This is a genomic window from Gordonia sp. GONU (assembly GCF_024733855.1).
In the GTDB taxonomy this organism is placed as follows: domain Bacteria; phylum Actinomycetota; class Actinomycetes; order Mycobacteriales; family Mycobacteriaceae; genus Gordonia; species Gordonia amicalis.
Genome location: NZ_JANRHB010000037.1, coordinates 23181 through 38313 on the forward strand (window position 1 = coordinate 23181; position 15133 = coordinate 38313).

Genomic DNA, 15133 nt, shown 5'->3' on the forward strand with positions numbered 1-15133 from the left:
CTCGTCATGCCGGCACGATGCCGGTGCGCCGCTGCTCGATGATCAGGCAGCGGTCCTCGACGTAGAGCAGTCCCGCGTCCTCGGCGATCTTCCGTGCCTCCTCCGAACGGATTCCGAGCTGCAGCCACAGCGCCGTCGCGCCTGCCTCGACCGCGGCACGCGCGACGTCGGCGCACTCCGGACCGGGACGGAACACATCGACGAGGCCGACCTGGTCGGGGATCTCCGAGAGCGACCGGAACACCTTCTCACCGACGATCTCGTCGGCGGTGGGGTTGACCGGGATGATCCGCCAGCCGAGGTGTTTCATGTGCGCGGGCACCTCGTTGGCGGCCTTGGCCGTGTTGGCGCTGGCACCCACCACGGTGATGGTGTCGTAGGTGGACAGGATCTTCTCGACGATCTCGTCCGTCGTGCGGGGGTCGGCGGAGTCTTGGGTAGCCATTCTGAGAGTGTATGTGCCGACGTCGGCTGATTCGGCACGTCGGCGGTGTTCGCCGGCGTCAGCGCATCACGCCGTGCAGGACGATGGCCACCAGCCGCTCGGCCCAGGCATCGTCGAACTCCTGGTCCCGGAGCAGCAGGATGTGCAGCATCGCCGATCCGCCGACGACCTCGATGAGACGGTCCGGGTCGACGTCGGGGTGCACCTCGCCCCGCTCGACCGCCACCACCAGCCGTTCGCGTACCCCACCGAACACCTCGGCGAAACCGGCGTGGACGCGGGCGGCCAGGGCCGGATCGGCGGACATGTCGGCGATCAGACCGGGCAGCGCGACCCGAGTCACCGGTCTGGCGAACAGGTCCCGGGCCGCGTCGACCATGGACCGCAGGTCGGACTCCATCTCGCCACTCGACGGCGGTAGACGCGTCATCTGCGCGAACACGACGTCGTGGACGAGTTCGGCCTTACCCGACCATCGCCGGTACAGCGCGGTCTTGGTGGTGGCGGCCCGGTCGGCGATCGCGGCCATCGTCAGGCGGCGGTACCCCACCTCGACGACGAGTTCGGCTGCGGCGTCGAGCACGGCGGAGTCGATCCGCGCGTCACGGGGACGCCCGGCGACGGTCTCGATCAGTCCGGTGCCGTCGAGACCGGTGCCGGCGAGATCAGCGCCGTCGGGTCCAGCGTCCATGAGACCAACTCTCGTAGCAGTCGCGATTTTGCCGAAGTCCCTGCGCGCTCCGCGACCCGTCTGCTGTCATTACGCTACTCACCGTAGCGAATATTGGGGGTGCGCCCGTGGCCACCGAACCGGCGGTCGAACACATCGACCATCTACAACGCTCCAGCAGGGACACCACCTCGGTCCCGGACATCCTCGCGTCCTGGCTCGCCGAACAACCCGACACACCGGACTCGGCCCCCGAGGTGACGGTGAGCGCGGGTGGCGACACCAACGGCATGTCGTCGGAGACCATCTCGGTCACTGCGACCTGGCCGGGGACCGAAACCCTGCACTGGGTGATGCGGATGGCGCCTTCCGCCGCCGACATCCCGGTGTTCCGCACGTACCGGATGGACCACCAGTTCGAGACCATGCGCCGTGTCGCCGAACTGACCGACGTGCCGGTCCCGCGGGTTCACCACCTCGAACCGACCGGATCGCTGCTCGGTGCGCCGTTCTTCCTCATGGACCGCATGGAGGGCGACGTGCCGCCCGACGTCATGCCGTACACATTCGGCGACAACTGGTTTGCCGATGCCGACGCCACCGACCGGCGTCGTGCGCAGGACTCCGCGATCCACGTCATCGCCGACCTGCACTCCATCCCCGACGCGACGGAGAACTTCGGGTTCCTCCTCGACGACCTGCCCGCCGGGGACTCCATCCTGTCGCGGTTGCTCGCGTGGCTGCAGGACTGGTACGACCTGTCCGCCGAGGGAATCGGCCGCTCGCCTCTCGTCGAGCGCGCACTGACCTGGCTCACCGCGAACTTCCCCGACGAGGCCGCGTCCGCCGACCCCGTGCTGTCGTGGGGCGATTCCCGGTTGGGCAACATGATGTTCGTCGACTTCACGCCGACCGCCGTCCTCGACTGGGAGATGGCACGGATCGGGCCGCGTGAACTCGATGTCGCCTGGGTGATCTTCGCGCACGGCGTCTTCCAGGAGCTCGCGACGATGGCCGGCCTGCCCGGCCTTCCCGACCTCCTCCGCGAGGAGGACGTCCGCGCGACGTACCGGGAGCGGACCGGGGCCGAACTGGGCGACCTGCGCTGGTTCTACGTCTACGCCGCGGTGCAATGGTGCTGCGTCTTCATGCGGACAGGCGCGCGACGCGTGCACTTCGGCGAGCTCGAACGTCCCGATGACATCGACGGCACGCTCTTCTACCACCGTCCGTTGCTCGAACGTCTCCTCGAGGAAGGCTGACCACATGTCCGGTCTCGGACCGCTCGACGAGTTCCCGATTCATCAACTGCCGCAACCGATCGCCTGGCCCGCGAACTCCGACCGCAACTTCTACGATCGTGCCTACCTCAACGCCCACGACCGCAGCGGCGACATCTTCCTCATCACCGGCATCGGCTATTACCCCAATCTCGGGGTCAAGGACGCCTTCGTCCTGATCCGGCGCCGGGCGGCCGACGGCCCGGACACCCAGACCGCGGTCCACCTGTCCGACGCCATCGACGACGCGCGTCTGGACCAGCACGTGGGCGGTTATCGGCTCGCCGTCGACGAACCGCTGCGCACACTGCATCTCACGCTCGAGGAGACCGAGGGCGTCGCCGTCGACCTGCGCTGGGAGGGTCTGTTCGATCCACTCCTGGAACAACCTCATGTCATGCGTCAGGGCACCAAGGTCACGCTCGATGCGCAACGCTTCGCGCAGGTCGGTACCTGGCGAGGGTCCATCACGATCGACGGCGAACAGATCGCGGTCGACCCGACCGCCTGGATCGGAACCCGGGACCGGTCCTGGGGCATCCGGCCGGTGGGCGAGCCGGAACCCGCAGGGAGACCGGCCGATCCGCCGTTCGAGGGCATGTGGTGGCTCTACGTGCCGATGGCCTTCGACGACTTCCAGCTCGTCCTCATCGTCCAGGAGGACCCGAGCGGATTCCGCACCCTCAACGACTGTTCCCGCGTGTGGAAGGACGGCCGCGTCGAACAGCTCGGATGGCCGCGGATCTCCGTGCACTATGCGTCCGGGACCCGGATACCCACCGGCGCAACCATTTCCGCCACCGCATCGGACGGTTCGGCAGTGACATTCGAGGTGGAGTCACTGCTTCCCGTCCCGATCCACGTCGGCGGCGGGTACGGCGGCGACCCGGACTGGTCCCACGGCGTGTGGCGCGGTGAGGATTTCACCGAGCGACTCACCTACGACATGACCAGCCCGGAGGTCGTCGGGCGAATACCGTTCGGAGTGATCGACCATGTCGGACGGGCGGTCTGCCGGGAAGGCGACGGCACCACCCGCACCGGCTGGGGCCTGTTCGAGCACGGTGCGCTCGGCCGACACGACCCGTCGGGCTTCGCCGACTGGCTGACCGTCGCCCCGTAGTCCCTGCAAGGCTTGTGCGCACCGCACGCCCCCTGAGTAGCGAGCTCGCGAGCGTATCGAAGGGTCAGTCCAGACCGGCGAGGAACTCGTCGATCCGCGGCCAGGTCTGTTCCACGGCTGCCGACCCCGCGATGAGTCCGAGGTGGCTGGTCTCGACGGTCGTGAACTCCACTCGCGGCGATCCGGTGAACAGGTCGACGCCGTGGTGGGCCGCCGCCCAGCTGACGATGGCGTCCCGGTGGCTGCCGAACAGCTGTACCGATACCGCGACCTTCGAGAGGTCGACGGTCACGTCGTCGAATCGCAGGACGCCGCGGGCCAGTTCACCGCGCATGATGAAGTTCTCCCACATCTGCTCGGACGCTTTGCCCGGGTAGCCGGGCATCGTCTCCTGGAAGCGGTCGATGGCCTTCATCCGCGTCAGCGCCTCGGTGTCGTCGGCGTTGCGGATGATGTAGCCGGGCTTCTTGAGTTCCCGCTGCCAGGCGGTACCCCGGTAGGCGGTCCGCACGAAGAATGCGGGGATACCTCCCAGGACGCGCAGCGCAAGTGACACCGGCTTGGTACCGATGGGCCGCATCAGCGCCTTCACCAGGGGGTACGGCGGGACGCGGTCATAATCGAGTGGGGTTCCGACCGCGGTGATCGACCGCACCGGCAGACCCGGATCCGCGGCGACGGTGAGGAACGAGATGGTGCCGCCCAGGCTCCAGCTGAGCAGGTCGATCCCCTCGCCGGTCGACGGGCCGGCGTCGAAGTCCGCAAGGGTTGCGGCGATCGCGCCGGGAACGATGTCGGCGAAGAAGTCGGCGAACCCCAGGTGCCGGTCCTCGCGGGTCATCTCCCCGAAATCGAGCACATACGGCACCCGGCCGGTCGACAGCAGGAACTCCACCAGGCTCAATCCCGGAGTGAGGTCGTAGCAGTCTGTCGAGACCGCGAGCGGCGGGACGAGCAATACCGGCCGCTGCGCCGACTCGCGGGACGACGTCAGCTGCTCGACGGTGCCGTAGCGCCGCAGCTGACGATGTGGTGCGTCGACGACGACGGTGTGCGGCGACTTTCCGGACTCACCGATCTCCCCACCGCGTGCCAGGTGAAGCAGTGTGGCGACGCCGTCGAGACCACCCATGACAGTCCTCCCCGTGCAACTCGTTCGCAGACTCCTCACGCACCCGCGGGCGCGTGATCGCTGGTCATTCAACACGGTGCGCCGGCTCGGGTCGTGGTTGGGGCCGAGCGCAGGTGGGTATGTCCGGATCGAGGCATCGCGGCTACGGCCGATGCCAGGCGATCAAGACGCGGTCGAATCGATCAGCCCGCAGGGCGGTCCCATCCCCCGACCGTCCGCGCGTACGAGGAGGAGACATCATGGCCGAAGAACTCAACAACGTCACCGTCGCATTCCTGGTGGCCACCGAGGGCGCCGAACAGGTCGAACTCACCGAACCGTGGAAGTCGATCGAGGCCTGCGGCGGGAAGCCGGTACTGGTGTCCACCGACTCCGGCACCATCCAGGCCTTCGACCACCTCGACAAGGCGGACACCTTCCCCGTCGACGTGACCCTCGAAGACACCCGCATCGCCGATTTCGACGCCCTGGTCCTACCGGGCGGCGTCGCCAATCCCGACTTCCTGCGTGCCTCGGCACCGGCCGTGCGCTTCGTGCGCGGCTTCTTCGAGGCGGGCAAACCCGTCGCCGCGATCTGTCACGCGCCGTGGACGCTCATCGAGGCCGACGTCGTGCGCGGACGAACGCTGACATCGTTCCCCAGTATCCGGACCGACGTCGTCAACGCCGGCGGCAACTGGGTCGACGAAGAGGTCGTCACCTGCCGAAGCGGCGACAACGTGCTGATCACCAGCCGTAAGCCCGCCGACCTGCCGGCGTTCAACGCGGCGATCGTCGCCGAGTTCGCCCACAGCCGGGTGCCGAGCTGACCGACGGTCACACGACCGAGATGGGGCCCTGGCCGCGTCCGGTGAGGATCAGCAACGCCTGCTCGCCCTGCCCGGTCAGCTCGGCCGCCCCGACGGCCGTCGCCAGTGCCGAGGCCAGCACCGACTGCGGCAGCGTCGGCGCCGATCCGATCGCGCGTGCGATGTCGAGACCGTGGACGGCCAGCTCGAAGGTTCTCGTCGGCAGGTAGTGGGACAGCAGGATTCCACCCCATGGGGTGGCGACCGGTCGGTCGGCGACGCCGGTGATCGCCGCGACCGCACGGTCCCGGCGTTCGACCGCGGCCCGCAGCGGGTCGTCGCCGAGATCGACTCCGGCGGCCACGCCGCGGGACGTCACCTCGGGCGAGGAGGCCAGTCCCTGGATGCGGGCGTAATACCCTGCCACCGAATCGATCTCGACGGTGTCCGGCTCGGGTTGGGCGAGATAGTCGGCGACCGTCGTCAGCGAGCGACTCGTGTGTCCGATCAGCGAACGAACCGACCATTCCCCGAGGCCGGGCCGGTCCCACTGCTCAGGGCTCACCGCGGAGACCAGCAGGAGGAAGTGTTCGGCCCCCGCGATGTAGTCCTCGATGGCCCTGCTCAGACGCTGCTCGTCTGCCATGGTGTCTCCCTGGTTCTCCGGCGGAAACCGACTGCACAGCACACGATATTCGGCTGTCTCGCCGCGGTCGTCGCCACCGCCGAGGCCGACCGTCAGGTCCTCAGCTGTGGGGGTCGGACCTGACGGTGTCGTCGACGCCGGCCGTGTCGGCCTTGCTCGGTACGACGCCGCTGGCGGTGGCGAGCTTGGCGATGCGGTCGTAGAGCAAGGCGACCACGCCGGCGAACACGATCACGCCGAGGATCTGAGCCCAGGTGTCGAAGCCGTCGCCGACGATGGCGAGGACCGAGTCGTCGCCGGTGGCGGCGACGATGCCCGCGAAGACCACACCGAACAGGGCCTCACCGACGATCAGGCCGGTCGCGAGCAGAACACCCATACGCTTCTTGTGTTCGACTGCGCCGCCGCTTCGTTCGGCCCAGCGGTTGTAGAAGTGACCGAGGAAGGCGCCCACCGGGATGATGAGGGTGACCGACATCGGCAGGTACATGCCCATGCCGACCGCCAGCGGCGGGAGCCGGAACCTCCCCGCGCGGCCGAGCAGTTCGTCGATGAGGATGACGACCGCGCCGATGAGTGCACCGATGCCGATCAGACCCCAGTTGAGGTCGGCACCCAGCACGCCCTTCGCGAGCGTCGACAACAGGCCGGCCTGCGGTGCGGCCAGTGCGTCCTCTCCCGCTCCCGGAGCACCCACGAAGCCGAAGACGTCGTACATCAGTCCGAGGATCGGCGGGATGATCGCGGACCCGAAGAGCACGCCGATCACCAGCGCCACTTGCTGTTTCCACGGTGTCGCACCGACCAGTTGACCGGTCTTGAGGTCCTGCAGGTTGTCATTGGAGATCGTCGCGACGCCGAAGACGACCGCGGCGGTGAACAGCGTGTAGGCGATCAGCGCGTCTGTCTGGGAGGAGTCGGCGGTCCCGAACGTCGCCTTGACGAGGATCGCGGCGATCAGGACCACCAGGATGCCGACGCCGGAGATCGGGGAGTTCGACGAGCCGATGAGACCGGCCATGTAGCCGCAGACCGCCGCCACCGCCAGACCGATGACGAACACGAAGACGATGCTCACCGCGATGATCCCGGCGGCGCTGCCCTCGAGGGCAGTGTCGTGCACGAAGTCCCACAGGAGCAGGCCGATGGGGATCAGCAGCACGAGGATGCTGCCGCCGACGATGTTGAACGGGATGTCGCGTTCGGTGATGTCCACGGTCACGCCCTCGCGACGTGAACGCGACGAGGCGAGCGACCCCTTGATCCCCCGCGCGATGGGCCCCATCACCTTGATGAGGGTCCAGATCGCAGCGATCGCGATGGCGCCCGCGCCGATGAGGCGGACATCGTTCGCGAAGACGCCGGAGACGATGTCGCCGAGTGACTCGCCGGCCTCACCCTGGTTCTGGCTTTCGATGGGCAGCAGCACGGCATAGGAGATCAGCAGGCCGACGAGCATCGCGACGCCGACGGTGACGCCGACGAGGTGCCCGATGCCGATCAGCGACATCGACAGGCCGGCGCTGAACAGTGTTCCTCCCGCGCCGACCTTGATCGTCGCGGAGATCGAGTCGCTCAGGACCTTCAGCTTGGCCAGGAGAGCGAAACCCGCCGACGCGATCGAGCCGATCACGATCGTGCGCAGACCGGCCTTGTTCTCCGTGGCACCGCCGGCCGAGTCGCCGACCTTCAGGACCTCGGCTGCCGCAACGCCCTCCGGGTATGGCAGGTCCGATCCCGTGACCAGCGCGCGGCGCAGCGGGATCGAGTACATGACGCCGAGGATGCCGCCGATCGCGCACACGGCGACCGTGATCCAGTACGGGAACCCCGTCCACCAGCCGATCATCACCAGGCCGGGGATCACGAAGATGATGGCCGACAACGTGCCGGCCGCGGACGCGATCGTCTGGACGATGTTGTTCTCCACCACCGAGTGATTGGCGAAGTACCGCAGGATGCTCATCGAGATGACGGCCGCCGGGATGGCGGTGGCGAAGGTGAGCCCGACCTTGAGGCCGAGATAGACGTTGGCCGCGGTGAAGACGAGGGTGATGACCCCGCCGAGGATGACCCCTCGCAGCGTCAGTTCTCGCAGACTTGCCGTGGCCGTGGCCGTGGGCGCTGTCGCCATCAGGTCCCCTCACACAGGTTGTGAACGGCCACGCCATGGCTGGACGCAAACCGGATTCACTCGAGTACAGTCGATCCACCTTATGGCCGGGCAGTCGCTCCCACGCAAACCCGGCCTGGTGTCGCCGGGAACAGGTCCCAAACCCGGCACCGGACGCCGGCGGGGGTAGGGCATGATTTATCCATGACCGAGGGGAAGACGGAGCAGTCTGCCCGTACCCGTCAGGCGCTGATCAGCGCGGCGGAGGAGCTGATCGCCCTGCACGGGGTGGCCGCGGTCTCCAGCAGGCAGATCAGCAAAGCCGCCGGTCAGGGCAACAACTACGCGGTCGGTCACCACTTCGGTTCCAAGGACGACCTGATCCGGGCCACGCTCACCACACACAACATCCCCATCGACCGGTTGCGTCAGAAGGCCGTCGACGAGGTCGGGCAGAACCCGCAGGTCCGTGACTGGATCCGGTGTCTGGTGCGTCCGGAGATCGAGTACCTGGGCAAGCTCGGCGCACCGACCTACTTCGCCCGGTTCTTCGCAAATGTCTCGAGCGATCCGGCCACCACCATCCTGCTGTACGAGCAGATGGGCGAGTCGAAACCACTGCTGGCGATTCTCGAGGGTTTCTACGGCGCGCTGCCGGAATTCCCCGGCGACGTCCTCGAGATCCGCAACAACATGACGCGTCACATCATCGTGAACACGCTGGCCGACATCGAACGCGCTGCCGAGAGCGGTGATCACCCGGTGACGTCCTGGCAGCATCAGTGCGAGATCGTCGTCGACGCGCTGACCGGCATGTGGCTCGCCCCGATCACCCCCCTCGCTCCCTGAGGTGCGAGCGAAGCGAGCCACCCCTCGCTCCCGGATCAGATGAGGGTGCCCACGTCCTTGGCGACGATGTGGTCGAGTGCGCGCTCGGCCACGGCGGCGATGGTCATCGACGGGTTGCAGGCCGCGGCGTTGCCTGGCATGAGCGCACCGTCGAGAACGTAGAGACCCGGCTGCCCCTTGACGCGTCCCTCGAGGTCGCAGACCGTGCCCATGTTGGCCCCGCCGAGCGCGTGCCAGGTCGACGGGAAGAAGGCATTGGTGTCGGTCAGGATCGCGTCGGGTCCGGCGATCTTGCGCACGGCGCCGTCGATGTGTTTGGTCTGGATCTCCGAGTCACCCTCGTGCGGCCACTTGATGATCGCATCGCCGGCCGCGGAGTCGTAGGCGATGACGCCGCGTCCCGAGCTGACGCCGTACCCGACCATCATCGTCGTGCCCGCGTAGACCGGCATGGGCGGCAGCGACGCCTGGATGACGGTGAACGCACGCTTTGGGTTGGCCCAGTTGAGACTGCCGTACACCACCGGACCTCCTTGCACCGTACCGAGATCGATGCTCGGACTGGTCCAGGTGTAGATGCGGTCGGCGTTGGTGCCCCAGCCGTGGCCGAGGCCGTCGGGGAGGTCGGTGATCGTCCCGGCCTCGCGGGCGCGCACGAGCAGCTTGGTGGTGTTGACGCTACCCGCGGCCATGATGAGGGTCTTGGTGACGATCTCCTTGTGTTCCAGTACCTTTCCGGTCTCGTCGGTCCGCTCGACGTCGAGCGACCATCTGCCATCCCTGCGTCGGGTGACCTGGCGGACGGTGTGCAGTGTCCGCACCGCCACGAGTCCGGTGCCCTCGGCCTGCCGGATGTAGGTGACGTCCACACTGTGTTTGCCACCGTTGTTGACGCCGATGGCACCGTCACCGTTGGTGTAGGCCGGTTTCATCTCGCCGCGGAGCTCCGCCTCGGCATATCCCCAGTCGATGGGCATCGGAATCTTCTGTAGTGGGAGTCCCACGGCGCGAACACGTTTGGCGAACTGCCGCGGCGCCAGGTACTGCGGCGACCGCACGACCGAGTCCGGTGCCACCGCGACCTTGAGCATCCGTGCGACCCGCGGGTAGTGCACGCGGTCCATCAGCCGCCAGTCGAGCGCATTGGGGAAGTGTTCGTCGAACACCGCCTCGCTCGGCTGCAACGTCATCCCCTGATAGACCAGCGACCCACCACCGAGCCCGGCCGGGCACAGTGCCGTCATGTTCGCACCGGCAACCGATTCGAACAGTCCTACATAGGGTTCGACGCTGAGCGGCTTGCCGAACAGGTTCGGGGTGGACTCGTGCCACAGCATGCGCTTGTCGGGGTTCGACGCACGCGGAAAGGTCTCCGAGTTGGGCCCGGTCGGCCACCGACGGCCCCGTTCGAGCAGCAGCACGGGCACACCGGCCTGCGCGAGTCGGAGCGCCGAGACCCCTCCACCGAAACCGGAGCCGACGACCACCACCCGGTGTTCCTCACGAGTGTGCCGAATCCGGCGCGCCGGCGCGGCCGACGCCGGAGTTCGGTTCGCGGACACGGCGACCGCGCTCGCCGCGCCGGCCGCGGTGACCGCCGCGGCCTTGAGGAAGGTACGTCTCGTTGGGTACGCCCCGGACATGGGTCTCCTGTCATCAGTGCACGAGAACGTCCCGCGCAGACGTGCTGGGTAGCTCGCGGCCTGCGAAGGGAACGACCGCGAGCGGGAGAACGACGTACGGCCGCGAGGGATGCAGCCGTCCGAAGAAGACTTTGGCATCGACCACCGCTGCGTCAAGGGCAACAACGGATTTCGGCCCTGATTCCGACATCGCGGCGCGGCACGCTTGACAGATGCTGAGTCATGTGACTGAATCGAGCGCAAGCGGGTCCGCACAACGGACCCCACAGCGGACATCGACCGGGACCGGTCTTCCGAGCAGGCCGCCGATCCGGCCTCTCGAGTGTTGCGTTGCCTCGGCCACGGTGTGCAGAGGGGTGCGCACCGTGGCGGGGCCGCGAGTCGCTGCCGGTTCGTCACCCGCTGTTAGGATGACCCGACCACATCGCGGCCGGGGGAAGTACATGTCAGATCACTTGCAGGACAAGACCATCGTCATCACCGGGGCCGGTGGTGGGTTCGGCCGGGTCATCGCCGAGAAATGCGCTGCTCGCGGCGCTCGTGTCGTCGGCGTCGACATCGACGCCGATGGTCTGAGCGCTGTCGTCGACGGCATCGTCGCCGCCGGAGGTTCGGCACTCGCCCAGGTCGCCGACGTGACCGACATGGTGCAGATGCGGGCGGCCGCAGCACTGGCCGTCGAGGAGTTCGGGGCGATCGACGTCATCGTCAACAACGCCGGGGTCATGCCGCTGGCGTTCTTCGCCGACCACGAACGTGCGTGGGAGAAGTGGCACAAGGCCATCGACATCAACATCAAGGGCGTCGTGAACGGCATCTCCGCGGTCTACGACCAGATGATCGCGCAGGGCCGCGGGCAGGTCGTCAACATCGCGTCCATCTACGGCAACGGCGGCTTCGAGGGATCCGGTGTCTACAGCGCGACGAAGGCCGCGGTCACCATGCTGTCGGATTCGCTGCGCATCGAGGCGAAGGGCAAGATCAAGGTCACGACGGTCAAGCCCACCGGTGTCGCCGGCACCAACCTGGCCAGCTGGATCGTCAACGATCGCGCGATCCGCGGCATCGTCGGCCAGCGGGTGTCGTCGTACAAGGAGCACGTCACCCAGATGCTGCAGGGCGAGTTACCGGACGAGCTGACCGACGCGGACTCGATCAAGTACTGGCTCATCACTCCCGAGGATCTGGCCGACGCCGTCGTCCACGTCATCGATCAGCCCTGGGGCATCAGTCTCTCGGACGTGACCGTGCGCGCGAGCGGCGAGGACTACCTGTACTGACCTCGGTCCGCGGCCGTATCGAGATCAGCCGCGACGCTCGCCGCGGTACTTGCGGTGGTACTCGTCGTAGAGGTCGGAGTTCTTCTCCCGCTCCAGGCGGTTGACCAGGTCCGGGTTGAGTCCGTGCTGGGCCAGTCGGTGCCGGCGGTACACGCGGTTCAGTGCGATCGAGAAGAAGAGATAGGCGATGAGGATCGGCGCCGTCATGGTGAACCGGACGCCCCAGTCCGCCGGGACGAAGAGCATCGGGATCAGGATGATGATGCACGGGATCGCCCAGCGCACGACCATCCGAAGCGAGGCCCTGGGTCCCGCGAGGTCGTTCTCGACCCAGTCGGTCATCGACTTCGGCAGGGGTGCCCAGTAGCAGTACTTGACGTACTCCCAGGCGTTCGGGGTCGTGCGTTGCGTGGTGCTCACCTCTCGATCGTGCACCATGTGGTTGCCGCTTCCCAAGCAAGTTGTCGCACGCCACACTGACCTCGGGTGTCCGCATCCGGATCGACACGACCGAACTCATCGCCGAATCGGGCATATCCACCACGCTGCGTGTGCTCGAACACAGCGCGGTCGGTAATCTGGCCGCGTCTCGGCACGGCGAACCGGCGAAAGGACTCCGCGATCATGGGCTCGGACCCGACCACCGCCGCATCCTCCACCGACGCCTCCTCCATCGATTCCGAGGCCATCGGCGGCCTCGAAGCCGAACTCAACGACTTCTGGCGACGTAGCCGTATCCGCACACGACTGCGGGCCCGCGAGATCGATCCCCGGCTCGACCCGTCCTGCTATCCGCTCATGTCCGTGCTCACCCGCCACCACTCGATGCCGATGTCCGACCTGGTGAGCGCCGTGGGCATGGAGAAGTCGACGGTCACGCGGCAGATCGACGCGGTGGTGCGACTCGGGCTCGCCGAGCGACACCCCGACCCCCGTGACGCGCGGGCACGCGTGGTCACGCTCACCGATCACGGGCGCGAGCGCGTCGACGCCGTCCTCGCCTCGGCGGTCTCCGATTGGCGGGCCCGCCTGGCCCAGTGGAACCCGGACGACATCCGGACCCTCACGAGCCTGCTCCACCGACTCGGCGAGGCGACCAACGACCCGGTCGTGGACCGGGAGTCCTGACGGCCCCGACCAGGGCAGGCAGTACGGTTCCCCACCGGTTTCCGGTCGCCGGGAATATCCCGCTTAGTTGCGCGTTACACCTTTCACGCCCTATGGTTGCAGCATTCAACTAAACGGCGGCGGCCCACGGCCGGTCCCCGTTTCCATCAGCCCCTTTTCCGGCACCTGTGTCCACGAGGTCGACGAGGTCATTCCGTCGATGTTCTGTGGTCGCCGCCATTCGGCTCCGTCCACACGGTGCACGCACGACTTCGGAGGTACCCCCGGTATGACAACGTCCCCACCACGCGTGGAACCCGTCGACACACCGATGACCCACAAGCAGCGCATCAACGCACTCGTCGGTCTGCTGCTCGGTATGTTCGTGGCCCTGACCTCGGCCACGATCGTGTCCAACGCACTGCCCACGATCATCACCGAGCTTCACGGCACGCAGGATCAGTACACCTGGGTCGTGACGGCGACGCTCCTCGCCTCGACGGCGGCCACCCCGATCTGGGGCAAGCTGTCCGACGTCTTCAGCAAGAAGCTCCTCGTCCAGCTGTCGCTCGGCGTCTTCACCCTCGGCTCGGTGCTCTCCGGTCTCTCGACCTCGGTCTCGATGCTGATCGGCTTCCGTGTGGTCCAGGGTCTCGGCCTCGGCGGTATGCAGTCGCTCGTGATGATCGTCATCGCGTCGATGTTCAGCCCGCGTGAGCGCGGCCGCTACCAGGGCGCCATCGCCGGCGTCATGTCCATCGCGACCGTGGCCGGCCCGCTGATCGGCGGCGTCATCGTCGACACCAGCTGGCTCGGCTGGCGCTGGACCTTCTACGTGTGCGTCCCGCTGGCCGTCATCGCCATGGTCGTCGTGCAACGGACCCTGAACCTCCCGGTCATCCGTCGCGAGGTCCACATCGACTACGCGGGCGCCCTGCTCATCGCGGCCGGCGTCAGCACCGTCCTGATCTGGGTGACCCTGGCCGGAAAGAGCTTCGACTGGGCCTCGGCCACGTCCTTCGGCCTCGTCACCCTCGGCCTCGTCCTGCTCGCCGCCGCGGTATGGGTGGAGTCCAAGGCCAAGGACCCGATCATTCCGCTGCACCTGTTCAGGGAACGCACGACCACGCTCGCGACCATTGCCAGCATCGCCGTCGGCGTCGCACTCTTCGGCGGCGCGGTCTTCCTCGGCCAGTACTTCCAGATCGCTCGCGGCTACTCGCCCACCGCGGCCGGCCTGCTCACGCTGCCGATGGTGTTCGGTTCGGTGGTCTCGGCGACGCTGTCCGGGCGCCTCATCACCAAGTACGGCCGCTGGAAGAACTACCTGCTCGCCGGCTCGGTGATCATGGCCATCGGCTTCGGGCTCCTGTCGACGATCGACGCCCACACCAACATGGCGGTCCTCAGCGGCTTCCTGTTCGCCCTGGGCCTGGGTATGGGCATGACCATGCAGAACCTGGTCCTCGCGGTGCAGAACACCGTGGAGCCGCGCAACCTCGGTGCTGCCACGTCGACCGTGACGTTCTTCCGCTCACTCGGTGGTGCGGCCGGCGTCTCGGTGCTCGGCGCGGTTCTGTCCAGCCACGTCACCGACCTCATCGGCCAGGGACTGCGCGCCATCGGCATCACCCAGACGGGCTCCGGCGGAGGCGCAGGCCTGTCCAACCTCAACGAGCTGCCCGCGCCTATCGCGGCGATCGTCCGCGGTGCCTACGGCGACGGAACGGCCCGGATCTTCCTGGTCTCGATGGCGATGGCCGTCATCGGCACGATCGCGGTCCTCTTCATCAAGGAGGTCGCCCTCAACACGCTCAGCGGTGAGGATCAGCGACGCGCCGCCCAAACGGCCGCCGACTCGGCCGATGCCGAACTCACGCAGGTCCTCGCGGGTGAGAACCTCGACGGCATGGACGCCGACCTCGACCGCCGGGTGGTCATCGACCCGCCCGTGGAACCGGTCGACCGAAGGTCATGACCTCCGCCCGCGACGTCGCAGCGCGTCGATCGTGACGCGGGACAACTGAGGGAAGCCGATCGCGGCCGCCACCACGGCG

Annotated in this window: 14 protein-coding genes; 7 read left to right on the forward strand and 7 right to left on the reverse strand. The window is 67.5% G+C overall.

Annotated features, from left to right (window positions below; genetic code table 11):
- Nucleotides 1-4: 4 nt before the first annotated feature.
- A complete protein-coding gene (locus tag NWF34_RS21900) occupies nucleotides 5-445 on the reverse strand; it encodes a CoA-binding protein (protein WP_006436554.1) in 441 nt (146 codons plus the stop codon).
- 58 nt (nucleotides 446-503) lie between these two features.
- Nucleotides 504-1136, reverse strand: coding sequence for a TetR/AcrR family transcriptional regulator (locus NWF34_RS21905; protein ID WP_006436553.1), 633 nt, complete (start codon nucleotides 1134-1136; stop codon nucleotides 504-506).
- 107 nt (nucleotides 1137-1243) lie between these two features.
- Here NWF34_RS21905 and NWF34_RS21910 point away from each other — a divergent pair, with 107 nt between their 5' ends.
- Together NWF34_RS21910 and NWF34_RS21915 are read left to right on the forward strand one after the other, a co-directional pair.
- Nucleotides 1244-2377 carry a phosphotransferase family protein gene (locus tag NWF34_RS21910; RefSeq protein WP_006436552.1) on the forward strand — a complete coding sequence of 378 codons (1134 nt, stop codon included), beginning with the start codon at nucleotides 1244-1246 and terminating at the stop codon, nucleotides 2375-2377.
- A 4-nt stretch (nucleotides 2378-2381) separates the two neighbouring features.
- The gene (locus NWF34_RS21915) at nucleotides 2382-3518 is read left to right on the forward strand and encodes a hypothetical protein (RefSeq protein ID WP_096274828.1); all 1137 of its coding nucleotides are present in this window, start codon (nucleotides 2382-2384) and stop codon (nucleotides 3516-3518) included.
- 64 nt (nucleotides 3519-3582) lie between these two features.
- Here the strand turns inward: NWF34_RS21915 and NWF34_RS21920 are convergent, their stop codons facing one another.
- Complete coding sequence (locus NWF34_RS21920; protein ID WP_006436549.1) at nucleotides 3583-4650, reverse strand: alpha/beta hydrolase; 1068 nt, start codon at nucleotides 4648-4650, stop codon at nucleotides 3583-3585.
- Between the two features lie 239 nt (nucleotides 4651-4889).
- Between NWF34_RS21920 and NWF34_RS21925 the strand changes: the two genes are divergently transcribed.
- The gene (locus tag NWF34_RS21925; RefSeq protein WP_006436548.1) at nucleotides 4890-5459 is read left to right on the forward strand and encodes a type 1 glutamine amidotransferase domain-containing protein; all 570 of its coding nucleotides are present in this window, start codon (nucleotides 4890-4892) and stop codon (nucleotides 5457-5459) included.
- 7 nt (nucleotides 5460-5466) lie between these two features.
- Here NWF34_RS21925 and NWF34_RS21930 read toward each other — a convergent pair whose 3' ends face one another.
- Nucleotides 5467-6084 carry a maleylpyruvate isomerase family mycothiol-dependent enzyme gene (locus NWF34_RS21930; protein ID WP_006436547.1) on the reverse strand — a complete coding sequence of 206 codons (618 nt, stop codon included), beginning with the start codon at nucleotides 6082-6084 and terminating at the stop codon, nucleotides 5467-5469.
- Between the two features lie 100 nt (nucleotides 6085-6184).
- A complete protein-coding gene (locus NWF34_RS21935; RefSeq protein WP_258326036.1) occupies nucleotides 6185-8218 on the reverse strand; it encodes an OPT family oligopeptide transporter in 2034 nt (677 codons plus the stop codon).
- 183 nt (nucleotides 8219-8401) lie between these two features.
- Here NWF34_RS21935 and NWF34_RS21940 point away from each other — a divergent pair, with 183 nt between their 5' ends.
- A complete protein-coding gene (locus tag NWF34_RS21940) occupies nucleotides 8402-9046 on the forward strand; it encodes a TetR/AcrR family transcriptional regulator (RefSeq protein WP_258326037.1) in 645 nt (214 codons plus the stop codon).
- Between the two features lie 35 nt (nucleotides 9047-9081).
- Here the strand turns inward: NWF34_RS21940 and NWF34_RS21945 are convergent, their stop codons facing one another.
- Nucleotides 9082-10689: a GMC oxidoreductase gene (locus NWF34_RS21945; RefSeq protein ID WP_258326038.1), complete on the reverse strand. Its 1608-nt coding sequence runs from the start codon at nucleotides 10687-10689 to the stop codon at nucleotides 9082-9084.
- A 443-nt stretch (nucleotides 10690-11132) separates the two neighbouring features.
- Between NWF34_RS21945 and NWF34_RS21950 the strand changes: the two genes are divergently transcribed.
- On the forward strand, nucleotides 11133-11969 hold the full coding sequence (locus NWF34_RS21950) for an SDR family oxidoreductase (RefSeq protein WP_258326039.1): 837 nt from the start codon (nucleotides 11133-11135) through the stop codon (nucleotides 11967-11969).
- Nucleotides 11970-11993: 24 nt separating this feature from the next.
- On the opposite strand, the gene NWF34_RS21955 is transcribed toward NWF34_RS21950, so the two are convergent.
- Entirely contained in the window at nucleotides 11994-12407 is a 414-nt protein-coding gene (locus NWF34_RS21955) for a DUF5313 domain-containing protein (protein ID WP_006436542.1), read from the reverse strand.
- A gap of 186 nt (nucleotides 12408-12593) precedes the next feature.
- Between NWF34_RS21955 and NWF34_RS21960 the strand changes: the two genes are divergently transcribed.
- The gene (locus tag NWF34_RS21960; RefSeq protein WP_258326040.1) at nucleotides 12594-13097 is read left to right on the forward strand and encodes a MarR family winged helix-turn-helix transcriptional regulator; all 504 of its coding nucleotides are present in this window, start codon (nucleotides 12594-12596) and stop codon (nucleotides 13095-13097) included.
- Nucleotides 13098-13365: 268 nt separating this feature from the next.
- Complete coding sequence (locus tag NWF34_RS21965; RefSeq protein WP_258326041.1) at nucleotides 13366-15054, forward strand: MDR family MFS transporter; 1689 nt, start codon at nucleotides 13366-13368, stop codon at nucleotides 15052-15054.
- Nucleotides 15055-15133 lie beyond the last annotated feature (79 nt).